This window comes from Geitlerinema sp. PCC 7407 (genome assembly GCF_000317045.1).
Lineage (GTDB): Bacteria > Cyanobacteriota > Cyanobacteriia > PCC-7407 > PCC-7407 > PCC-7407.
Window position 1 is genome coordinate 1,744,852 of record NC_019703.1, and the last position, 20,401, is coordinate 1,765,252.

18 protein-coding genes and 1 tRNA gene are annotated in these 20,401 nt (G+C 58.4%); 11 read left to right on the top strand and 8 right to left on the bottom strand.

What is annotated here, in order from left to right; translation table 11 throughout:
* The first annotated feature begins 7 nt into the window (after positions 1–7).
* From urtC to urtE, 3 genes are all read left to right on the top strand, one after another.
* On the top strand, positions 8–1,198 hold the full coding sequence (urtC, locus tag GEI7407_RS07415; protein ID WP_015171522.1) for an urea ABC transporter permease subunit UrtC: 1,191 nt from the start codon (positions 8–10) through the stop codon (positions 1,196–1,198).
* Between the two features lie 11 nt (positions 1,199–1,209).
* On the top strand, positions 1,210–1,971 hold the full coding sequence (gene urtD / locus GEI7407_RS07420; RefSeq protein ID WP_015171523.1) for an urea ABC transporter ATP-binding protein UrtD: 762 nt from the start codon (positions 1,210–1,212) through the stop codon (positions 1,969–1,971).
* Positions 1,972–2,039: 68 nt separating this feature from the next.
* The gene (urtE, locus tag GEI7407_RS07425; RefSeq protein WP_041268803.1) at positions 2,040–2,738 is read left to right on the top strand and encodes an urea ABC transporter ATP-binding subunit UrtE; all 699 of its coding nucleotides are present in this window, start codon (positions 2,040–2,042) and stop codon (positions 2,736–2,738) included.
* 128 nt (positions 2,739–2,866) lie between these two features.
* Here urtE and GEI7407_RS07430 read toward each other — a convergent pair whose 3' ends face one another.
* The gene (locus GEI7407_RS07430; RefSeq protein ID WP_015171525.1) at positions 2,867–3,337 is read right to left on the bottom strand and encodes a DUF4168 domain-containing protein; all 471 of its coding nucleotides are present in this window, start codon (positions 3,335–3,337) and stop codon (positions 2,867–2,869) included.
* A 334-nt stretch (positions 3,338–3,671) separates the two neighbouring features.
* The gene (gene holA, locus GEI7407_RS07435; protein ID WP_015171526.1) at positions 3,672–4,667 is read right to left on the bottom strand and encodes a DNA polymerase III subunit delta; all 996 of its coding nucleotides are present in this window, start codon (positions 4,665–4,667) and stop codon (positions 3,672–3,674) included.
* A 32-nt stretch (positions 4,668–4,699) separates the two neighbouring features.
* Here holA and GEI7407_RS07440 point away from each other — a divergent pair, with 32 nt between their 5' ends.
* The 3 genes from GEI7407_RS07440 to GEI7407_RS07450 are packed head-to-tail and all read left to right on the top strand — an operon-like array spanning position 4,700 to position 7,381.
* The gene (locus GEI7407_RS07440) at positions 4,700–5,515 is read left to right on the top strand and encodes a hypothetical protein (RefSeq protein WP_015171527.1); all 816 of its coding nucleotides are present in this window, start codon (positions 4,700–4,702) and stop codon (positions 5,513–5,515) included.
* Position 5,516: 1 nt separating this feature from the next.
* Positions 5,517–6,134 (top strand): cobalt-precorrin-8X methylmutase, encoded by a 618-nt coding sequence (locus GEI7407_RS07445; protein ID WP_015171528.1) that lies wholly within the window; start codon positions 5,517–5,519, stop codon positions 6,132–6,134.
* Positions 6,131–7,381, top strand: a complete 1,251-nt coding sequence (locus tag GEI7407_RS07450) for a bifunctional cobalt-precorrin-7 (C(5))-methyltransferase/cobalt-precorrin-6B (C(15))-methyltransferase (RefSeq protein ID WP_015171529.1) — start codon at positions 6,131–6,133, stop codon at positions 7,379–7,381. Before GEI7407_RS07445 ends, GEI7407_RS07450 begins: the two co-directional genes overlap by 4 nt.
* A gap of 119 nt (positions 7,382–7,500) precedes the next feature.
* Here the strand turns inward: GEI7407_RS07450 and GEI7407_RS07455 are convergent, their stop codons facing one another.
* Together GEI7407_RS07455 and GEI7407_RS07460 are read right to left on the bottom strand one after the other, a co-directional pair.
* Positions 7,501–8,376 (bottom strand): CPBP family intramembrane glutamic endopeptidase, encoded by an 876-nt coding sequence (locus GEI7407_RS07455; protein WP_041268805.1) that lies wholly within the window; start codon positions 8,374–8,376, stop codon positions 7,501–7,503.
* A gap of 171 nt (positions 8,377–8,547) precedes the next feature.
* Positions 8,548–8,958, bottom strand: a complete 411-nt coding sequence (locus GEI7407_RS07460) for an AbrB family transcriptional regulator (protein ID WP_015171531.1) — start codon at positions 8,956–8,958, stop codon at positions 8,548–8,550.
* Between the two features lie 732 nt (positions 8,959–9,690).
* On the opposite strand from GEI7407_RS07460, the gene GEI7407_RS07465 reads away from it, so the two are divergent.
* Together GEI7407_RS07465 and GEI7407_RS07470 are read left to right on the top strand one after the other, a co-directional pair.
* A complete protein-coding gene (locus GEI7407_RS07465; RefSeq protein ID WP_015171532.1) occupies positions 9,691–10,698 on the top strand; it encodes a succinate dehydrogenase/fumarate reductase iron-sulfur subunit in 1,008 nt (335 codons plus the stop codon).
* A 34-nt stretch (positions 10,699–10,732) separates the two neighbouring features.
* A complete protein-coding gene (locus GEI7407_RS07470) occupies positions 10,733–10,918 on the top strand; it encodes a chlorophyll a/b-binding protein (protein WP_015171533.1) in 186 nt (61 codons plus the stop codon).
* Positions 10,919–11,039: 121 nt separating this feature from the next.
* Here GEI7407_RS07470 and GEI7407_RS07475 read toward each other — a convergent pair whose 3' ends face one another.
* Together GEI7407_RS07475 and psbX are read right to left on the bottom strand one after the other, a co-directional pair.
* Positions 11,040–11,822 (bottom strand): Ycf66 family protein, encoded by a 783-nt coding sequence (locus tag GEI7407_RS07475; protein ID WP_015171534.1) that lies wholly within the window; start codon positions 11,820–11,822, stop codon positions 11,040–11,042.
* 280 nt (positions 11,823–12,102) lie between these two features.
* A complete protein-coding gene (gene psbX / locus GEI7407_RS07480; protein WP_015171535.1) occupies positions 12,103–12,222 on the bottom strand; it encodes a photosystem II reaction center X protein in 120 nt (39 codons plus the stop codon).
* 185 nt (positions 12,223–12,407) lie between these two features.
* On the opposite strand from psbX, the gene GEI7407_RS07485 reads away from it, so the two are divergent.
* Positions 12,408–12,701 carry a YggT family protein gene (locus GEI7407_RS07485; RefSeq protein ID WP_015171536.1) on the top strand — a complete coding sequence of 98 codons (294 nt, stop codon included), beginning with the start codon at positions 12,408–12,410 and terminating at the stop codon, positions 12,699–12,701.
* Positions 12,702–12,782: 81 nt separating this feature from the next.
* Here the strand turns inward: GEI7407_RS07485 and accC are convergent, their stop codons facing one another.
* Complete coding sequence (gene accC / locus GEI7407_RS07490; protein WP_015171537.1) at positions 12,783–14,135, bottom strand: acetyl-CoA carboxylase biotin carboxylase subunit; 1,353 nt, start codon at positions 14,133–14,135, stop codon at positions 12,783–12,785.
* 395 nt (positions 14,136–14,530) lie between these two features.
* Between accC and GEI7407_RS07495 the strand changes: the two genes are divergently transcribed.
* A tRNA-Leu gene (locus GEI7407_RS07495) sits at positions 14,531–14,612 on the top strand.
* Positions 14,613–14,925: 313 nt separating this feature from the next.
* Positions 14,926–17,958, top strand: a complete 3,033-nt coding sequence (locus GEI7407_RS19400; protein ID WP_015171538.1) for a GAF domain-containing protein — start codon at positions 14,926–14,928, stop codon at positions 17,956–17,958.
* Positions 17,959–17,980: 22 nt separating this feature from the next.
* Here GEI7407_RS19400 and GEI7407_RS07505 read toward each other — a convergent pair whose 3' ends face one another.
* On the bottom strand, positions 17,981–19,843 hold the full coding sequence (locus tag GEI7407_RS07505; RefSeq protein WP_015171539.1) for a PAS domain S-box protein: 1,863 nt from the start codon (positions 19,841–19,843) through the stop codon (positions 17,981–17,983).
* Positions 19,844–20,401 lie beyond the last annotated feature (558 nt).

A 20,401-nucleotide genomic window follows, 5' to 3' on the forward strand; every position in this document is an offset into this window, starting at 1 on the left:
AGCCGCTATGACCCAGACTGTTTACTCCAAACCCGAATTTTTGGGCATCAACTGGCGCAGTCAGCGGGGCCGCTGGCTGGAGGTGGGCATCGTGGGGGCGATCGCCCTCCTGCTCGTGGTCGTGATGCCCTTGGTGCTACCCGGTTTCCGCCTCAATCTTTTGGGCCGCTTCTTGGCCCTGGCGATCGCGGCTTTGGGCATTGACCTCATTTGGGGCTTCACGGGCCTGCTCAGCCTTGGCCACGGCGTCTTTTTTGCCCTGGGCGGCTACGCCTTCGCCATGTACCTCAAGCTCCAAAACCCCACGGGCTCGGGGCCGCAGATTCCCGACTTCATGTCCCTCTACGGCGGCGCCACCGAGCTTCCCTGGCTCTGGCAGCCCTTCCAGTCGTTGCCGCTGACTCTGCTGGCGATCGTGGTCTTGCCTGCGCTGGTAGCGGCGGCCCTGGGCTATTTCGTGTTTCGCAACCGGATCCGGGGCGTTTATTTCTCGATCTTGACCCAGGCTGTCACGATCATTTTTCTCAACTTGTTTAACGGCCAGCAGCAGCTGATCAATGGTGCTAACGGCCTCACAGACTTCAAAACGATTTTTGGGTTGCCGATCAGTGAACCCAGCACCCAGCGTGGATTTTATATCGTGACGGTGGTGACGCTGGCGGGGGCCTACGCTCTGTGCCGGTGGCTGACCAGCGGCCGCTTTGGCCGCTTGCTGGTGGCCATTCGCGACGATGAGAGCCGGGTCCGCTTCTCCGGCTACAACCCGACGGGGTTCAAGCTGCTGGTGTTTGCCGTTTCGGCAGCCCTCGCCGGGGTCAGCGGTGCCCTGTACACCCCCCAAACCGGCATCGTGACTCCGGGGGCGCTGTCCATTGCTTTCTCGATCGAAATGGTGATCTGGGTGGCGGTGGGGGGACGGGCGACCCTGGTCGGCGCCATTCTGGGGGCGCTGCTCGTGAATTTTGCCAAAAGCCTGCTCAGCGAGCGCTTTGAGGAGGTGTGGCTGTTCTTCCAGGGGGGCCTGTTCTTGGTGGTGGTGATGGCGCTGCCCCAAGGCATCGTGGGCTGGCTGCGGACCGACGGTCTCCAGGGGCTTCAGGGACTCTTGGGCCTGAGGCCACGGGTCATGACCTATCCCAGCCTGGAAACCGATCCGGAGGTAGAGCTTGAGCGCCAGCAGTTGGGCTCGGAGGACTGAGGAATACAGCGATGGATGGCAAAATTCTTGAAATTGAAAATCTCAGCGTTGTTTTTGACGGGTTTCGAGCCCTCAATCACCTGAATTTCTCCATGGATGCCGGAGAATTGCGAGTGATCATTGGTCCCAATGGTGCCGGGAAAACGACGTTTCTGGACGTGATCACTGGCAAAGTCAAGCCCACAGAAGGGCGAGTGCTGTTTCAGGGGCGCAATCTGCGATCGCTCTCAGAGCACCGCATTGCGTGTCTGGGCATCGGCCGCAAGTTCCAGACGCCCCGGATTTACCTCAACCTCACCCCGCGCGAGAACCTCGATCTGTCCTGCAACCAGGACAAGGGCGTCTGGGGGACTCTCTGGCGGCGATCGCCCCAGGCCGAGCGCCAGAGCGTGGCCGAGCTGCTGGAGATCATTGGTCTTTCTGCCAAGGCAAATCTGCCGGCGGGGCTGCTGTCCCACGGCGAAAAGCAGTGGCTCGAAATTGGCATGCTGCTGGCCCAGTCCCCGAAGCTGCTGCTGGTGGATGAGCCGGTGGCGGGCCTGACCGATGAAGAGACTGAGCTGACCGGCAGCCTGCTCATTTCCTTGGCAGAAAAACACTCCATCATCGTGATCGAGCACGACATGGAGTTTGTCCGCCAGATCGCCCGCAAGGTGACGGTGCTCCACGAGGGCAGCGTTCTGTGTGAGGGCAGCATTGACGAGGTGCAAAACGATCCCCAGGTGGTCGAGGTTTACCTGGGCAAAGCCGAAGCCCATCAGGAGGCCGCATGAATCCTTCAACCCCGTCCCAGTCCTTGCCCCAAGCTGCCGCCACCATCGCGACCGCGCCTTCGCAACCCATGCTGCAAGTTTCGGATCTCAATGTCTACTACGGCGAGAGCCACATCTTGCGCAATGTTGATCTGAGCGTGCTGCCGGGGCAAATGGTCTGCTTGATTGGCCGCAATGGGGTCGGCAAAACTACCCTGCTCAAAACGGTCATGGGCCTCCTGAGCCCCCGCAGCGGCAAGATTGTCCTGGATGGTCAGTCCATTGTGCGGCGATCGCCCGATCAGCGAGCGCGTTTGGGCATTGGCTACGTCCCCCAGGGCCGCGAAATCATTCCTCGCCTGACCGTGCTGGAGAATCTGCTGCTGGGCCTGGAGGCGCGCCCCCGAGGCCGCCAGCAAAACACCGTCCCTGAGGAAATTTTTGAGCTGTTCCCGGTGCTCAAGACGATGCTGGAGCGCATGGGCGGCGACTTGAGCGGGGGACAGCAGCAGCAGCTGGCGATCGCCCGAGCCATGATGGGGCGGCCTCGCCTGCTGGTGTTGGACGAGCCCACCGAAGGCATCCAGCCCTCGATTATCTTGGAGATCGAGGCGGCGGTACGGCGAATCATCCAGACCACAGGAATCTCGGTGTTGCTGGTGGAGCAGCATCTGCACTTCGTGCGCCAGGCTGACTGGTACTACGCTATGCAAAAGGGCGGCATTGTCGCCGCAGGCCCGACAGGAGAACTGAGCTCTGAGGTCGTGCAGCGTTTCTTGGCCGTCTAGTCTCAGCAGCCCCGCCTCGGCAGTCTGGGCGGTGACCGGGGACAACCGGTTCATTGGCCAAGTCTGCCCAGTGAGCGACAAAAATGCGATCGCCCCTAGCCCACGATGGGTGATGGGGCGATCGCGCTTTAACCCTGGATTCGCAGCAGTTCTTGACGAATGCGATCGCGCAGCGCCGGATCTTCCCGCTGGCGGCGCGTCAAATCGTTAAATTGCTCGTTGGTGAGACGATACTTCTCGTTGACGATGTCTGCTGAGTCTGCGTTGAACTTGTTGCAGATCTCCTGGACTTGTCCGGGCAGGCCGCGGCGGCTGCACACGTCATCGGGCACCGAGCCCCCCATCAGGGGCTTCACCATTTGATAGTAATAACTCCGCTTTTTCTCGACCTCCCACACCGCCCGAGCATAGCGGCTGATCAGCGAGCTGTCCTGGGCATAGGCTGCTGACTGGCCAATTTCTAGGCGCCCCAGATTGAGGGTCGGGCCGGCCGCCAAGCCAGCCCACAGGCCCATGGTCGAGAGGCTGCCAACTAGCAGGGACTGCGCCAGTCGGCGATAGAGAGAACGTTGAGAAGCACAGCGCGATAAAGTCATCATGGCGATGAGTGGCAAAAGAAACAGAACTTGAGTAGCACTCTGTCAGAGGTAGATGGCAGGCACTTAGATGCTAGACAGACGGAGTTTCCGTCTTTCCACTCCCGCTAGGCGGGTGGATAGATCTAGGTAGTGTGAACTGTTTTGGTCGAAGGAAGTTCCGCAACGTTCCAGACAATCGCGATCGCAGCGATGGGCGGAGGGCAGACAGCAGTGCAAATAATCCTATCGTGTCCCCGGAAGACTTTTGGGTAGATGTGCCGGATTGGGGTTTCATCCCAAAAGACTGCTGCTGGTTGCTACGGTACGGAGCAAGTCAATTTAGTCTAGTATTCTTTTATACCAAAGCTCCGGTTTTGTAGAGCTGGCACAGCTCAACGACCTTAGTTTGGAGCAGCGTGAGTTCTTCGGCACCCCGCTTGAGGTTGACTTCTAACTCCAGCAGGAGCGGCAAAGTTTGCTGGAGCTGGGTGAGAGAGAGCGATCGCACTTCTTGCTGGAGGAAGTAAATCCGCTTGGGGTTGGAGACTTCGGCGGCCTGGGCGATCGCCCGCTCGTCTCGCTCTCCCTCAGCCATCATCAGCTTGACCCACAGCCACGTCCGAAACTGTCCAACCAGCGTCGCGACAATTCGGAGGGCGGGCTCGTTTTGACCCAAGAGATCGCTCACAAGCTCCAGCGCCCAGGGCGTATTGCCCTGACGAATGGCCGCAGCGAGCTGCAGGCTGTTTTGGGTACTGGTGGTGATCAGGGCGGCGACTGCGTCAACGTCGAGGGGGCGATCGCAGCTCTGGCTAAAGAGGCGCAGCTTCTCCAGCTCGTTGTAGAGCTGCCGGGTGTTGTTGCCGACGGCCTCCGCGATCAGGTCTTGGCTGGCCGGCGTGAGGGCTAGGCCCAGATCCTGGGCCGCTTGGCGGACCTGCTGCACCAGGCGATCGGTTTTCCAGGGCGGGATGGCGGCGTACTCCTGGATCTGGGCGTGCTGGGTGAGCAGCTTGGTGGATTTGAGGCGGCCGTTGGGCTTGGTGCGGCCAGTCAGTAGTAAGGTTGTTGTCTCGGGAATGGCGGACAGCGATCGCTCGAGCTCTGTGTACAGATCCTCCGAGCAGCTCTGGAACAGGGGCGTGTCCACCAGCCACACAAATCGGCCTCCGCTGCCGAAAGGAGGCGTAAGGGCTTGATTTAGGCCCTGAATAACGCTCTCTAGCTCGTCTGGCGGAATTTTGTCATAGTTAAAGCTAGCCCATTGGGGATCAAGGGTGCGATCGCGCAAAGCCTCTACAGCTCGGCCCAGCGCAAAATCATCTTCTCCCCAGTAAAGGTAAATCGGCATGAAAAGTCGTTGGATTTTAAAGGCGGTTGAACTTGGACGATAACTATCAAACGTACGTAAACCGGGTGATTCGTTTAACCCTACCCGAAACCTATCAATCTCAGCTCCAAAGCATTCAAACCTCTATTAAATTTAGGCCATCGGCTCCCGGCGAACCCAGGCTGCCTGCGGAGTTTCCAGGCTATACGATCGCGACGCCTCCCTACGGCGAGGATGGCGCATCGACGGATCTATACGAATCCCTAGTTCTGTGCCAAGAAACCCTGCTCAAGCAGCTGCCCGAGGGCTTGCTGACGCCGGTGCCGCCGAGTAGTTTGCACCTAACGCTGGCGGACCTGATCTGGGATGGAGACTATCGCAGCGCGATCGCAGATGATCCTGACTTTGAGCGCAAGCTGCGCCAGTATGTGGCCCAGAGCTTCGAGCAGTATCGCCAGATGCAGCTGCGGGGCCAGGTGATTCGCTGGCAAGTGCTGGGCCTGCTGGTGATGCCGCGGGCGATCGCCGTCTGTCTGGCCCCCCGGGAAGAGACCTCCTACGAGTGGATCGTGCAGCTGCGGCGCCTGATCTACCAAAATCCCAGCCTGGTTGCCCTGGGCATCGAGCAGCAGTACCACTTCACCGGTCACATCACCCTGGGCTACTTTGGCGATGTGCCCTCTGCCCTAGAGCAAGGCTCACCGGAGGCAGCGGCCTTTGCCCATCCCCTGGCCGACGTCCTGACGCAGATCAATCAGCAGTGGCAGGAGCAGGCCAAGGAACTGCACATTCAGCGGGTGGAGCTGCGGAAGTTTGATGACATGACGCGCTACTATCGCGAACCCGATTGGCCGGTCCTGGAGTTTTGACATGGCCTGGGCGCCCCATCCGATTTTGTTAGAAAGCTTTGCGACGATCGATCGCGAAATTGGGGAGCACACGCTGTCCCCAGAGGAGTACGCGATCGCGCGTCGGGTGATTCACAGTACGGCGGATTTTGAGTTTAAAGATCTGCTGCGCTTTAGCCCCAGGGCGATCGCGATCGCCCTGGAGGCGCTGGCGGCTGGCACCCCGATCATTACAGACGTGACCATGGTGCGCCAAGGCATCGCCACCATGGTGGGGCAAACCTTCCAAAACCCCCTGATCTGCGCGGTGGAGGAAGCCACGGAGGCGCTGCCAGGCCGCACCCGCACAGAAACGGGCCTGCTGCGCTGTCTAGAGCGCTTTCCCCAAGGCATCTATGTGATCGGCAATGCGCCGACGGCCCTGCTGGCCCTCTGTGACTCTCTGCCGACGGCCCCCGTTGCCCCCGCCCTGGTGATTGGGGCGCCGGTTGGCTTTGTGGCGGTGGTGGAGTCCAAGGCGGCTTTGGCCCAGCAGGGGGTGCCGCAGATTCGGGTGGAGGGCCGCAAGGGAGGATCGCCAGCGGCAGCGGCCATCGTGAATGCGCTGCTGGTGCTGGCCTGGGAGCGGCGATCGCCATGATGCCGGTGCAGGTTGTGGGCCTCGGGCTAGACGGTGCCCAGGGGCTCTCTCCGGTGCTGCAAAGCCTGGTGGCGAGCGCCAAGCTGCTGGTGGGGAGCGATCGCCATCTGGCCTACTTTCCCGATCATCCGGCTGAGCGCCTCAGTCTCAGCGACTTTCACAGCGCCCTGGCGGCCATTGTCCGGGCTGCCGAGGCCGGGGTGTCGCCGATTGTGGTGCTCACGTCGGGCGATCCGCTCTTTTTTGGCTTTGGCCGCGTCCTGCTGAGCCATCTGTCCCCTGAGCAGGTGGCGTTTCATCCCCAGGTCAGCTCCATGCAGCTGGCCTTTAGCCGGATCAAGGTGCCCTGGCAGGATGCCCGCCTAGTCAGCGTCCACGGGCGATCGCTGGAGGCGCTGACCCAGGCCCTCCAGCAGGGAGCAGAGAAGCTGGCGGTTCTGACAGATCCGACGAATAGCCCAGGGGCGATCGCCCGTCTGCTCACCTCCTTGGATCTGCCCTGGCAATACGATCTGTGGGTGGCCGAGAGCCTCGGCGGCGAAGATGAACGAGTGCAGCAGTGGCCTTTGGCAGCGGCTCAGCAAACGACCTTTGCACCGCTGAATGTGGTGATCTTGCTGCGCCAGACCCAGGCCCCAGTTTTGCCGACGGCGCTGCCCCTGCTGGGAATCCCGGATGTCTATTTCGCCAGCTTTGCCGATCGCCCGGGCCTGATGACCAAGCGAGAAGTGCGCGTCCTGGCCTTGGGAGAACTGGCGCTACCGGCGGACACGATCTGGGATGTCGGCGCGGGGACGGGCTCAGTGGCCATCGAAATGGCGCGTTTGGGACCCGCCAGTCAGATCTACGCCATCGAAAAAACGGCGGCGGGCGTTGCGCTGATTGAGGACAATGCGCGCCGATTCGCGACGCCCCAAGTCCGGGCGATCGCGGGGCGCGCGCCCGAGGCCCTGGAGGGCTTGCCCGATCCGGACCGCGTGTTTATCGGCGGAAGCGGGGGGCAGCTCCAGCCCATCCTGTCGGTCTGTCGCGATCGCCTGCGTCCCGGTGGGCGCGTGGTGCTGGCCCTGGCCACCCTCGAACATCTGGCTGAGGTCAGCGCCTGGAGCCGAGAGCAGGGCTGGCATCAGCGCTGTTTGCAGGTGCAGCTGGCTCGCTCCACGGCGATCGCCTCCCTGACGCGCTTCACCCCCCTCAACCCCATCACCCTGGTCACCCTCACAAGGTCCGAGCCCTCTCCCCTCTGACCAACGCTTAGCAGGTTCCGGCCAAAACGCGATGGCCCGCCTCAACAACGAAGCGGGCCATCTCAGCGCTAGATCTTGAAACTGTCATGGTCAGGGCTCTAGAGCATTCAACAGAGCTCTTAAAACAAAAAATCTGATAGACCAAGCCGCCAAATCACAGCGCCGGTCCCCGCCAAAAACAGCAGCCCGGTTGCCCCGGCCAAGGGCTTGTTGCCCAGGCCCGTCAGCCACGGAGAAACTCGGTCTGTGTAGTGGATGCACTGGAGCGTGTCCAGCGTGGCCATGGCCCAAATCCATCCTGCGTGCAGGCCGATCGCCAAGCCCAGATTGCCGCCGTTGGCCCAGCGCGCCACCACCAAAATCATGCCCATGAGCCACAGCCCGGGCACCTGCGGTCCGGTTTCGCGCCAGGGGTCCCACACCAGGTGGAGCACCGCAAAAATCAGACTGGCGATCGCCGCCGACAGCCAAAACCCATAGTCCGTCTGGAGCTGGTTTAGCAGAAAGCCCCGGAAGATGGCCTCTTCCGTCAAGCTGACCCAGCTTCCCAGCACCAGCGTCGGCAAAACGACGCTCGCCAGCGCCCGCCCCAGGCTGGGTCCGTCTGGCTGCCACTGCCACCCGATCCAGCCCAGCGATCGCTGCACGCCAAATAAAACCCCAATGCCCAGCGCACCCAATCCCAAGCCAAGACCCGCTGACCCAAGGGTCTGGTAGTTCCAGAGAAGGCCCAGGTCAGCCCACGTGCTGCCCTCTACTTGCTGAGCGCCATAGAGCACGAGGGGAGCCAGGAGATACAGGGACGCAACCAGCGACAGCTTCTGGTGGGGTGCCAGGGGAGTACCCCATTGCCACTGCAAGCGCGCCGCCAGCGGAAATGCGATCGGGAGCCAGAGAGCAACCCAAGCAGCAAAAAAGAGGCTGATACGGGCGATCGCCGGAGCCGCCAAAAAAGACGTCTCTAAAAGCTCAAGCCATCGATCAAAACGAGCCATGAAGTGGAGGAGCAAACATCAACCCCGAAGTAGTGCTCTAAAGCACATTTCCTCAAGGTAACTACTGCCAAACGAACGCCTTACCTATCAAGGAAAGAATACAAAACATCAGCAAAAATTAATTTGCTGTGTCTTGTAACCTGACTTCCAAAGCGAAACAATTGGCTAAGTTTATTCGTCTTCAGAGTCGTCATAACCCCCGAAATCATCTTGGCTACTATCCACCTGCTTGAGGTGAATATGCTTGTAGCCCAGCTTGATTTCAAACTCATCCCCAGGCTTGAGACCCATGGCCTGAGTGTAGGTCGCACCGATGACAATCTGACCATTTTTGTGGACGCTGACTCGGTAGGTCGGTTCACGGCCCCGACCATCCTTGGTGCCTTCTGGGCTCAGAGGAATGCCCCGAGCCGCCAGCAGAGCGTCATAAAAATCTGTCAGATTGACGCGAGTTTGGCTGTTCTTAGTAGTGGTGTAGTATCCACAGCGCTTAGCAGTTTCTCGACGCGGTAAGTGCGACAGTTCTTTTACTTTTTGAAGCAGCGCTTTACCCGTTAGCGGAGTTGTTGCGGTTTCTGTCATCGTCTCTAGAGTTTCGTCAAGCTTTTCGAGCTTAGTATATGCCTAAACTTGAAGATCGGCTTTATAAAATATATCTCTAAAATTCTCTTTCGTGCCAATGTTTCTCGAAAAAGTTTTAGAGTTTGCCTAATTTTATCTATATAGAAAGTTTTATATTAGCTAAAGTCTTCCTCAACACGTCTCTTTATTAGCGCGATCAGCCTAATTTTTATCCGGGGGAATAGCCCGAATCAAGACGTGTAGCTCCGATACTTTACACTATTTCCTTGCTTTGTCAACCAAAATTTATGGCCTGATCTCAGGAAAGTCAAAAGAAGCGTACTGAGAAAGAACGGTAAAAACTTCAACAAAATTGAAGGGCGATCGCTGGCGGACATTCTGATTTAGTTCGCGTTCCTCTTGAGGAGAAATTGACAGATTTAGACCAAAGCCACCCTTGAATGCTCGGCGTTCCGAAGGTGCTAGAGCGGGAGATGCCACAGCTTAGGCGATTCTCACAGCAGTTTACGCCCTAAGGGCGATCGCCGCTGAAACCCCTGTGGCAATGTCAGGAATCAACCAATTTTGGTCCATTCCTTATGAGAAAAAGCGGCGAATTCCTGACGACCTACCTGAAACAGTTCTGAAATTCTCTTGATCCCCAAAAGTCACCGACTACACTAGAGGCATTACCAACCAGACCGCAGAAATTTGTCTTCCCAACGGCTCGCTTCAAGGTAGTGGTTTCTTCCTATGGAAGTTCTCTTCAAGATCGTTCGCCAAAGCCAAAACTCCGCGCCTCAAATTCAGACCTATTCCCTCGATGTCGATCCGGGCAACACAATTTTGGATTGCCTTAACCGGATCAAGTGGGAACTAGATGGTACTTTGGCCTTCCGCAAGAACTGCCGGAATACGATCTGCGGTAGCTGCGGCATGCGGATCAACGGTCGGTCGGCGCTGGCCTGCAAAGAAAGCGTGAGGAGCGAACTCGATCGCCTGTCCCACGGGGCTTCTGGGGCTGCGGCTCCGACTATCACGATCGCCCCCATGGGCAACGCCCCCGTGATCAAAGACTTGGTGGTGAATATGAGTGGTTTCTGGCAGGGCCTCCAGGCGATCGACCCCTATGTCAGTACCGAGGCGCGCCGGGTTCCGGAGCGCGAATTTTTGCAGACGCCCCAGGAGCGCGATCAGCTCAATCAAACGGGTAACTGTATTCTCTGCGGAATTTGTTATTCCGAGTGCAATGCGCGGGAAGTGAACCCGGAGTTTGTGGGGCCTCACGCGCTGGCGAAGGCTCACCGGATGGTGGCAGACTCTCGGGATGACCAGACCGAAGAGCGCCTGGAGCACTACAACCAGGGAACAGCGGGGGTTTGGGGCTGTACACGCTGCTACTACTGCAACAGCGTCTGTCCGATGGACGTGGCGCCGATGGAGCAAATCAGCAAGCTCAAGCAGGAAATTTTGGCGCGCAAGGATGATCAGGCGAGTCGCCCGGTCCGCCACCGCAAGGTGCTGGTGTCGCTGGTGAAGGAGGGGGGCTGGATTGATGAGCGGCGCTTTGGGGTGCAGGTGGTGGGCAACTCGTTTCGGGATTTGCGGGGGCTGGCTAGCTTGGGGCCACTGGGCCTGAGGATGCTGGCCCATGGCAAGTTTCCGCTGAGCTTTGAGCCGTCCCAGGGGGTCAAAACGGTGCGATCGCTCATTGAATCGGTTCAGGCCCAGCCGCTAAACTCAAAAGAGGGGCCGTCGTAGACGCCCCAATGGTTATTTTGGGAGTACTGAAGCGATGTCCACTGCACCTGAGCAAGCGCCACAAACTGGAGAGACGCCACCGGCTCAAGAACCGGCGTTTGGGTGGACGCCCTACGCAGAAATTATCAATGGCCGCTTTGCCATGATTGGCTTTGTGCTGTTGCTGGTGCTCGAGTGGGTGACCCACCAGGATATTTTCACCTGGCTGGGTTTGCGCTGAATTCGCTGCTCGCGATCTGAGGCTCTAGCTGATCTAAAGATCCAGGCAAAATAGGCAAAAGGCTGACGTCTACTCTGACATCAGCCTTTTGTTGTGGGTTAGGGGCGATCGCCGCCTTTACTTAGTATTCAAATTTATCGTTGGTGCCGTCGTCGTCTTCGCTGGCGCGGCTGACGGGCCGATAGTCCACATAGTCCGAGCCGCCTGAGTTCGTTTCGGGCGATCGCGGCTCGCCGTAGTCCTCAGAAGAGCGCGATCGACGCGGGGGCCGAGCAGGAGGAGAGTTGCGGCTGCTGGATCGGCTGGTCAGGCTGCGCTGACTGCGAGAGGGCCGAGGCTCATCATCCACCTCTTCGTCCCACTCTTCGGGAGCGGCCGGGCGCTCGTCTAGGCGAGGGCGGCGACGGCTCGTTGGGCGTGAGGCTGACCGAGAGGTCGCTGGACCCAGGCGATCGCTGGCAGGACGCCGACGAGGAGCTTCATCCTCATAGTCCTCATCCCACCCCCGAGATCCGCGGATGCGACGCGCAGGGGGCTGATCGTCCAACGGACTCAAGTCATTGTCCAGTTCTGCCCGGTATACCCGACTGACAGGTCGCTCGTCATCCACGATGGGTGTGTTGCGTTTCGCCTGCTCTGCGGTTACGCTCCGCAGGCGCACACTTTCAAAGGCAAAGAAAATTGCCGAACCCCCCAGCAGAATTTGGCCAAACTGCATGATGGGGTCAAAGCGCCAGCCTTGAAAGAAGAAGATTGCGCCGCTCAAAAGCGCAACGGCAGCAAAAAAAATGTCGTAGTCACGGGCGAGTTCAGGCCGCACGGTGCGAACGGCGTACAGGGCAGCGCCGCCGATCACCAGTGCAATACCGACAATACTCGCCAGATTGAGATTGAAGTTGACCATCAGCCCTCTCCTTTGTCGGTTCTATCTTAGCGAGTTGGAGATGAAATCTCCACGCTTGCATGGTAGAGGTCTTGGGGTTGGGGACTCAAGCAAAGCGCGCAAAAATGAGTTTTGGATTCCCTTTTTTGCTGCGATCGGCCATGCTTGATCCCCAAAGATCAAAGCTCTGATGCTATGTACTCAGCACCAGAGCTAGGCAATAGAAGCAGTCCTTACCAATCTTGATCTCAAAAGAAATTGTGCTGGCAGTTTTGCTTCCTGAATATAGTTCAAAAAAATCCTATGAACGCTGGATTTTATCTTTCTGGCTAATAAAGATCAGGCCAACCGTGATGGGAACAACAACGATGACAAGGCCCAAAACTAGACTCCAGATAAAATTGGCCAGAGATGCGGTCATTTTCCTTAAATCCTCTCTTAACACAACAGCTGGTTTTGCCTGCTTCTTATTTTAATATCACCCGCGCCCCTCTCCTGACCAGCTAGAGCCTTCTTTGGGAGGAGTCTCGCGAGGGGGCGATCGCCGGGCGCTAGAATCAGAAACAGTCCCTTAAAGCATTTTCAGCGTTTTCTAAGCGTAATTCTATGAATGCCGCAGTTGTCTCGACCTGGATTCTAGGCCCGCTCTTGGGTTTGATGATTTTCCTGTCTATCTTTCGAATTGTGCTGACTTGGTATCCGCAGGTCGAGCTCAACCGCTTTCCGTTCAATGTGGTGGCGTGGCCGACAGAGCCCTTTTTAGGGCCTCTGCGCAAGCTTATTCCGCCCTTGGGCGGCGTCGATATTGCGCCGATTCTGTGGGTCGGAATCTTGAGCCTGGTGCGCGAGATCCTGCTGGGTCAGCAGGGGTTGCTGACCATGATGGCGCGCGTGCAGTAGGGGCCTCGCTGCTAGAACGTTGCTCGAGGTTCTGGGCTGCGCAGCAACCAGGCACCCACGGCACAAGCCCGTGGGTGCCAATCAGACTGAATCCTGCATCATTTGCAGAACGAAGTTGGTGTAGACCTCGCCCTTGATGAATTCTGGCCGCTCCAGAATGCGCTGGTGGAAATTTAGCGTGGTGGGCAGGCCGGTGATCGCACACTCTCGCAGGGCGCGACGCATCCGGGCGATCGCCTCCGTCCGATTGGGACCCCACACGATCAGCTTGCCAATCAAAGAATCGTAATAGGGCGGAATTTCATAGTCCGTATAGACATGGGAGTCCATCCGTACTCCCGGCCCACCCGGCGGCAGATAGCCGCTGATGCGACCAGGATTCGGGCGGAAATTGTAATCTGGGTCCTCGGCATTGATCCGGCACTCGATGGCGTGGCCGTTGAGCTGGACCTGCTCCTGGGTAAGAGAAAGGGGTTCTCCCTGGGCAATCCGGATCTGCTCGGCAATCAGGTCTAGCCCCGTGATCATCTCCGTGACGGGGTGCTCCACCTGGATGCGGGTGTTCATCTCCATAAAGTAGAAGCTCCCCGACTGATCCAGCAGAAACTCAACCGTACCCGCCCCCACATAGTTAATTGCCTTGGCTACGCGCACCGCTGCGTCGCCCATCTTGGTGCGTAGCTCAGGGGTGAGGACGGGGCTAGGAGCTTCTTCTAGGAGCTTTTGGTGACGGCGCTGGATCGAGCAGTCCCGCTCACCTAGGTGAATCACGTTGCCGTGGCTGTCGGCTAGAATCTGAAACTCGATGTGCCGGGGCCGCTCAATGAACTTCTCTAGATAGACCCCCGGGTTGCCGAAAGCTGCCTCGGCTTCTCCCTGAGCCGCCAAGAAAAGCTTGATCAGCTCGCTCTCTTCTGGCACGAGGCGCATCCCTCGACCGCCACCACCGGCGGTCGCCTTGATCATCAGGGGGTAGCCAATTTGACGCGCGATCTCGAGAGCCGCTTTTTCATCTTCGACGAGGCCATCGCTACCAGGGACCGTCGGCACGCCAATGCGCAGCATGGTCTCGCGAGCTGTAGATTTGTCGCCCATGGCCCGGATATTGTCCGGAGAGGGGCCAATAAAGCTGATCTGGTGATCGGCGCAGATCTCGGCGAAGCGAGCGTTTTCGGCCAAAAATCCGTAGCCCGGGTGGATGGCCGTCGCGTTGCGCGTGAGGGCTGCGGCGATGATGTTGGGGATGTTGAGATAGCTTTTGCCGCTGGGCGGATCGCCGATGCAAACCGCTTCGTCAGCCAACTGGACATGCAGGGCATGGCGGTCAATCGTGGAGTGAACGGCCACCGTTGCGATCCCCATTTCCTCGCAGGTGCGGAGAATGCGCAGGGCAATTTCCCCCCGATTAGCAATCAAGATTTTTGAGAACCGCATTTTCCAGTCTTTTTAGATGTCGATGAAGGAATGGTTGGGTTGAGTGATCCCAGCAAGCTGTTGGATGGAGTGGGTTGGGGGCGATCGCGCCTGGTTTCCACGGGCTGCCTTCCAAAGACACTCTGGCCCTGGGAGCAAGACAGCCGAGGGAAGCGAAACTGCTCAGCCCTGGAGATTTGACAAGGCATCGGATCGCATTGCCTGTGGGAATTCACGCTGGTTTGGCCCGGTAGCTCATCCTACCACGCAGTGGTCGGCAACTTGCGCTCCCGAAAACGAGGGTGGAGGCGATCGCCCGACTTTTTGGGTCGGGGGTATTGCATTCTTTGGATAATCGGCTATGCTTGTAAAGCGACACGATTCGCCGCTGGCGAAAATTTGTTGTGTCTCCCCACGCGGATGTGGTGGAATTGGTAGACACGCACGCTTGAGGGGCGTGTGGCGTTAGCCTTGCGAGTTCGAGTCTCGCCATCCGCATACTTCTGCAAATTGTCGAAAGCTCCTGGTTATTGCCGGGAGCTTTTGCGTTTGGAAGCGTTTTGGGTTTGCTGAAGTGCCAGAGCATCAGGTGCCTCTCAGCAGCGAACTGAAACTTGCAAGGGGGTTTTCCCGGAAGACCCTTTGCAACTAATTTGGGGCAGCTTGGGGTTTAACCTCTGTAATTTTGCTGAGAGAATTTGAGTTGCCTGGGAGGATTCCAGGTAAGGTATAGATAGCCCGCTGCGCCCAGATCTGCTTGCGAGTTGTCCTGCCTTCGGTCATTGCTAGTCTCCGCTTGTTGCTCTGACCTATGACCCCTGAAGTTCTTCAACATCTCCTAGATGCGTGTCAGGACAGCGAATTTGTCGAGGCGCTGCTTCGCCTTTTGCGCGATGGCCAATCTGATGAGGGCTTGGGTGAAGTTTTTTTGACGCTGGGGCCGGTGGTGGAGCGATTGCGTCAGGCGATCGCCATTACCGATGCGCGCCGACACGTGGTGGCCTGGAATCGAGCAGCGGAGGAGTTGCTCCAGTGGCCCATGATGGAGGTGCTGGGGCGGCCTTTGGATCGATTTTTCCAGGCCTATGCTGCGCATCGGGATGGTGAGCGACTGCTGACGTGGTTGGCTAAGGGGACGGGGTGGTGCCAAGGCTGGATCTTGAGGCGTCAAGACGGTACGCCGGTGCCGGTACAGATGATGCATTTGGGGTTTCATGATTTTGCGGGAGATCTGACTGGCTTTTTAACCGTTTTGGTGCCGACGCAGGAGCTACCGGAGGCGTCGCATCTGGCGGCTGTACTGCACCGGCGAGAGGTGCCTACTCCGGCGGATGTGATGAGCTACCTCGATCGCCCGGCTGTGCATTTCAAAGATGCGTTTATGGCCTTGGATCAAGCGTTTCGCGTGCGCTTTGTCAGTGCTGGGGCGGAGCAGGTCTTGGGGCGATCGCGTTCGGATCTCCTGGACCAAAACCTGCGATCGGCTCTGGTAGGCCACTTGACTCCTGAAACCCTGGCGGCCTTGCAGCGGAGCATGGTGGAGGAGGTGGCGATCGAAATCGAGGAGTTTTGTCGCCTGCGGCAGCGCTGGCTCTCTATCTATATGTATCCGGTGGCGGGGGGCCTAGAGCTGTATCTCCACGACATTACGGAGCAGCGGCGGGTGCGCCACGCCCTGGAGGCGAGTGAATACCAGTTTTGGCGGCTCGTGGAGACGATGAATGAGGGCTTTGCGATTTGCGATGCGACCAATCAGCTGCTCTATGAAAATGAAAAGCTGCGGGAGATGCTGGGGGGCGATCGCAGCTCGCTGATTGGGCGATCGCTGCGGGACTACTTGGCCCCTGAGAGTCTTGCGGTCTTCGATGCGCATCTTGAGCAGGTGCGGCGCGGTGCTCGGAGCGCGGTGGAGCTTGCCTGGAGCAACGATAGTCTAGGCCAGGTCTACACCATCCTCTCGACGGTGCCAGCGGCGGATTTTGGCGAGAATCAGCGCCACAGCTTTCATATCCTGACGGATATCACCCAGCGCAAACGGGCTGAGCAGGCCCTCCATCAACAGGTGGAGCGCGAAAAGCTGATGGGGGCTGTCATCCAGCGCATTCGGCGATCGCTCGATCTCAACACCATTTTGTCTACCACCGTCTCGGAAGTTCGGCAGCTCCTGGCCATGGACCGCGTGCTGATTTGCTGTCTGGAGGAGGACGGCAGCGGCAGTGTTCTGGTGGAATCGGTGGGGCCGGACTGGCGACCTATGCTGAATACGCAGCTGGCCCAGGGGTGGCTGCGTCCAGCCACCTGGAAAAGCTTTCAGCAGGGGAGCGTGCAGGCGATCGCCGATGCATCAGCGGTGGCGCTGAGCTGGGGGCAGAGCGCCGGTCAAGATGATTTTCAGATTCAGGCCAGCCTGACGGCGCCGATCTTGGTGGGCGATCGCCGGTTGTGGGGCCTGTTGATGACCCATCAGTGCAGCAGCACCCGTCAGTGGGACCCGCTCGAAATGGATCTGCTGCGGCACCTCGCCAGCCAAGTGGGCATCGCTATTCAACAGTCGATGTTTTATCAAGAGGTCCAAACCCTCAAAGCCGACCTAGAAGTCCAGGTTCAGCGACGAACCGCTCAGCTTCAGCAGTCCCTCGACCACGAAGCGACCCTCAAGCGCCTGACCGATCGCGTCCGCGACAGCCTCGACGAGCACCAGATTGTCCAGGTGGCTGTCCAGGAAGTGGCCCTCGTTCTCAAGGCCAACTGCTGCAACGCGGCCATGTACGACCTCGAGAAAGGCATTTCGACTATTTGCTATGAGTATGCGGCCTCCATTCCGGGGTCCCAGGGCCGGGTGACGCGCTTGGCCAACTTTCCCGAAATCTACGCCCAGCTTTGCGACGGTCTGTATTTTCAGTTTTGCTCGATTACGCCGAACCCGGTGCGGGGCCGAGTCGCGATGCTGGCTTGCCCCATGTTTGACGATCAGGGCGTGCTGGGGGACTTGTGGCTGGTCAACCACCAAGACTATATGTTTAGCGAACTGGAAATTCGCTTCGTGCAGCAAATCGCGAACCAGTGCGCCATCGCGCTCCGCCAAGCGCGCCTGTATCAGGCCTCGCAGGCCCAGGTGCAGGAGCTCGAAAAGCTCAATCGCCTCAAGGATGATTTCCTAAGCACCGTCTCCCACGAGCTGCGCACTCCCATCTCGAATATGAAGATGGCGATCCACATGCTCAAGCTGGCGCCTAGCGAGGCTAAACGAGAACAGTACCTGGACATCCTCCAGGCTGAATGCCACCGCGAGTCGGACCTAATCAACGATCTGCTCGATCTCCAGCGCCTTGAGGCGGAGGTCTATCCGAGTACCTGTCAGTCGGTGGATTTGGAGACGTGGCTGCCGACGCTGGTACACCCCTTTGAGTCGCGGATTCATGGCCATCGGCAGCGGCTCAAGGTGGCGCTGACAAGGCCCCTGCCGGTGGTGACCTGCGATCGCAACAGTCTAGAGCGGGTGATCGCAGAACTGCTCAATAACGCTTGCAAGTACACGCCAGCGGGCGGCGAAATCCATTTTTGCGGGCGGCGATCGCGGCGAGCCAGTCCTCCAGGGACTGCCCTGCTCATTCTGTCGGTCAAAAACCAGGCTGAAATTCCCCCCGCAGACCTAAACCGGGTTTTCGAGAAGTTCTATCGCGTGCCGAACGGGGATCCCTGGAAGCAGGGTGGCACAGGATTGGGGCTTGCTCTGGTCAAGTGTTTGGTCAAGCAGCTCAATGGCACCATCCGCGCTAGCAGCGGCGGCGGCTGGACCACCTTCACGCTGCAACTGGTTTTGACCCTTTTCCCAGAATCTTGAGCGGAGGCTGGGGGCGTAGGCGTTAAGCCACGGCTTCCGGTAGGCTCTTGCTCTGGCAAGCCGGGATCTCAATGATGAACTCCGTGCCCCGGCCAGCCTCCGAGAGGCACTCCATTCTGCCGCCGTGGCGATCGACCACGATCTGATAGCTGATCGAGAGACCGAGTCCGGTGCCCTTGCCCACGGGCTTGGTGGTAAAGAAGGGGCTGAAAATGTGCTCCTGGACGCTGGCGCTGATGCCGGGGCCGTTGTCGCGAATGTGAATGGCGATCGCAGACTCGCTGAGCGATCGCGTGGTGATCGTGATCTGGCTGGGCTCCTGGGCGATCGCCTCCACAGAGCGCTCACTATCTCGCTCCTCCAGCGCATCGATTGCATTGGACAGCAAATTCATAAAAACCTGATTGAGCTGTCCCGCATAGCATTCCACCTTGGGCAAATTGCCGTACTCTTTCACCAGCTGAATCGCTATCTGGCCCGCCTTTGCCTTCAGGCGATTTTGCAAAATCATCAGCGTGCTGTCGATGCCTTCATGGATATCCACCGCCTTGCACTCCGACTCGTCCACCCGCGAAAACGTGCGCAGAGACAGCACAATCTGCCGAATTCGGTCGGCCCCCACGCGCATTGACGCTACCAGCTTGGGCAGATCCTCCGTCACGAACTCCAGATCCATCTCCTCGATCTCTTCTTGGATCTCTGGCGGCGGCGTCGGATAGTGCTGCTGAAACTGCTCAATAAGATGGAGCAAGTCTTCTACGTACTGGCTGGCCGGGGCCAAATTGCCGTAGATAAAGTTGATGGGATTGTTGATTTCGTGGGCGATCCCTGCAACCAGCTGTCCCAAGCTAGACATCTTTTCGCTCTGGACCAGATGCGTTTGGGTCCTTTGAAGATCGCGCAACGTCTCCTCAATGCGCTGGGCCTGCAATCGCAGCGCCTGCTCTGACTCGCGCAGCGCCATCTCCGCCGCCTTGCGCTGGGTAATGTCGTGCATCGCCACCACAGCCCCGAGGGGTTGCCCTGCCGAGTCGACGATTAGGCGGCCATTGGCCAGGAGCGTTCGTGGCGTCCCCTCACGCGGCGCGATCACCATTTCGGCATTCTCGACGACTTCGCCCTTGAGAGCCCGAAACAGCGGAATGTCCTCCATGGTCATCGGGCGACCGTCAGGCCGGTAGAGATTGTAATATTGCGACCATTGATCGGGGGGCAGGGGCTCGGCGGGCAAGCCGTGAAACTCTCGAGTTGCCCGGTTGAACAGGTTCAGTGTGCCGTTGGCGTCGCAGGCGACGATGCCGGCCTCGACGCTTTCGAGCATCGCGCTGAGAAACTCGCGCTCTTTCCGCAAGTCGGCCTCGATGCGACGGCGATCGCCAATTTCGGTCCGCAGCTGCGACACGACCTTCGATAGCTGCGTTGTCTGTTCTTTTACCTTCTGCTTGAGGGTTTCGTTGGCTTGCTGGAGAGACACCTGGGCCTGCTTGCGCTCGGTGATATCCATCCAGACCCCCAGGGTGTAGATCTTTCCTTCACGCTCTACCCGATCGGCAGTCATTTGGGCTTGCCGAATATCCCCCGATCGACAATAGATAGACAGCTCTAAACACTGGGACGAACCCACCGGCGCTTGAGAGAGCCCCAGCAGCATTTCGGCCTCTCCCGCTGGCAGCACCAGCAGATCGTCGAGCAGTTGACCTACAAGATCGCTGCTGCTCCAGCCGTAGAGCGCCTCAAAGCCTGGATTGGTTTGCAGAATTCGTCTCTGGTTGTCCAAGATGCAGAGAGCAATCTGAGCGCGATCGCACAGGGTCAGGATCGCATCGCCCAGCTTCAGGGTTTGCAGCGCTTGGGAAAAAGACGAAGGAAAAGAAACCTGCTTCATTGTGCGAGAGGAGTTGGAAGAGCGTTGATCACCTCAGCTAGAGTTCGCCATCAACCGAAAACACACACACATAGTTCCCAACCACTGCGCCCGGACAACCCTCGTTTGAGTAGTTGAAGTTTCATCGAACCCCAAACTCCAGTTTTAAGCTGCTGTCAAAGCGTAGAAAGACGCTTGATTTTGTAGAGCCCCCGAGGACTTGGGGGGAAGCAGCACTGAGCGCTTGTGGGCTCGAACCGCGAGGAGTCAGGGCTGGATGCCTTTAGCAGAAGTTATAAAAAGTCTTGCGGCTCCATTCTCCTTTCCAAGGTACTGCATCCTTTTGGAGTCTGGAGAAAAAACTGCCCCTCCTTGGCCCTGATTTCAGTGCTCGAAGGATGGAGGGACGATAACATACTCCCCAAAAACAAACTGCCCCACAGCTTGGAGGCTGCGGGGCACAGGGACAGTTAAACGCTACGTACATTCTGGTCTCAGGATCCTGGAGGAACGATCGCCCTTGTGCCGATTTTCACAGTGTCCACAGACTGTCCACTCCCGAGACACATCCCAAGGCGT

Bases quoted from the DNA above. Each gene is read 5' to 3' on its own strand.
- GEI7407_RS19400 (WP_015171538.1), top strand. From the start codon at position 14,926: ATGACCCCTGAAGTTCTTCAACATCTCCTAGATGCGTGTCAGGACAGC.
- GEI7407_RS07455 (WP_041268805.1), bottom strand. From the start codon at position 8,376: ATGGCTCGTTTTGATCGATGGCTTGAGCTTTTAGAGACGTCTTTTTTG.
- GEI7407_RS07505 (WP_015171539.1), bottom strand. From the start codon at position 19,843: ATGAAGCAGGTTTCTTTTCCTTCGTCTTTTTCCCAAGCGCTGCAAACC.
- GEI7407_RS07460 (WP_015171531.1), bottom strand. From the start codon at position 8,958: ATGACAGAAACCGCAACAACTCCGCTAACGGGTAAAGCGCTGCTTCAA.
- psbX (WP_015171535.1), bottom strand. From the start codon at position 12,222: ATGACCGCATCTCTGGCCAATTTTATCTGGAGTCTAGTTTTGGGCCTT.
- GEI7407_RS07430 (WP_015171525.1), bottom strand. From the start codon at position 3,337: ATGATGACTTTATCGCGCTGTGCTTCTCAACGTTCTCTCTATCGCCGA.
- urtE (WP_041268803.1), top strand. From the start codon at position 2,040: ATGCTGCAAGTTTCGGATCTCAATGTCTACTACGGCGAGAGCCACATC.
- accC (WP_015171537.1), bottom strand. From the start codon at position 14,135: ATGCGGTTCTCAAAAATCTTGATTGCTAATCGGGGGGAAATTGCCCTG.
- GEI7407_RS07470 (WP_015171533.1), top strand. From the start codon at position 10,733: ATGTCCACTGCACCTGAGCAAGCGCCACAAACTGGAGAGACGCCACCG.
- GEI7407_RS07445 (WP_015171528.1), top strand. From the start codon at position 5,517: ATGGCCTGGGCGCCCCATCCGATTTTGTTAGAAAGCTTTGCGACGATC.
- GEI7407_RS07485 (WP_015171536.1), top strand. From the start codon at position 12,408: ATGAATGCCGCAGTTGTCTCGACCTGGATTCTAGGCCCGCTCTTGGGT.
- GEI7407_RS07465 (WP_015171532.1), top strand. From the start codon at position 9,691: ATGGAAGTTCTCTTCAAGATCGTTCGCCAAAGCCAAAACTCCGCGCCT.
- GEI7407_RS07475 (WP_015171534.1), bottom strand. From the start codon at position 11,822: ATGGTCAACTTCAATCTCAATCTGGCGAGTATTGTCGGTATTGCACTG.
- urtD (WP_015171523.1), top strand. From the start codon at position 1,210: ATGGATGGCAAAATTCTTGAAATTGAAAATCTCAGCGTTGTTTTTGAC.
- GEI7407_RS07450 (WP_015171529.1), top strand. From the start codon at position 6,131: ATGATGCCGGTGCAGGTTGTGGGCCTCGGGCTAGACGGTGCCCAGGGG.
- holA (WP_015171526.1), bottom strand. From the start codon at position 4,667: ATGCCGATTTACCTTTACTGGGGAGAAGATGATTTTGCGCTGGGCCGA.
- urtC (WP_015171522.1), top strand. From the start codon at position 8: ATGACCCAGACTGTTTACTCCAAACCCGAATTTTTGGGCATCAACTGG.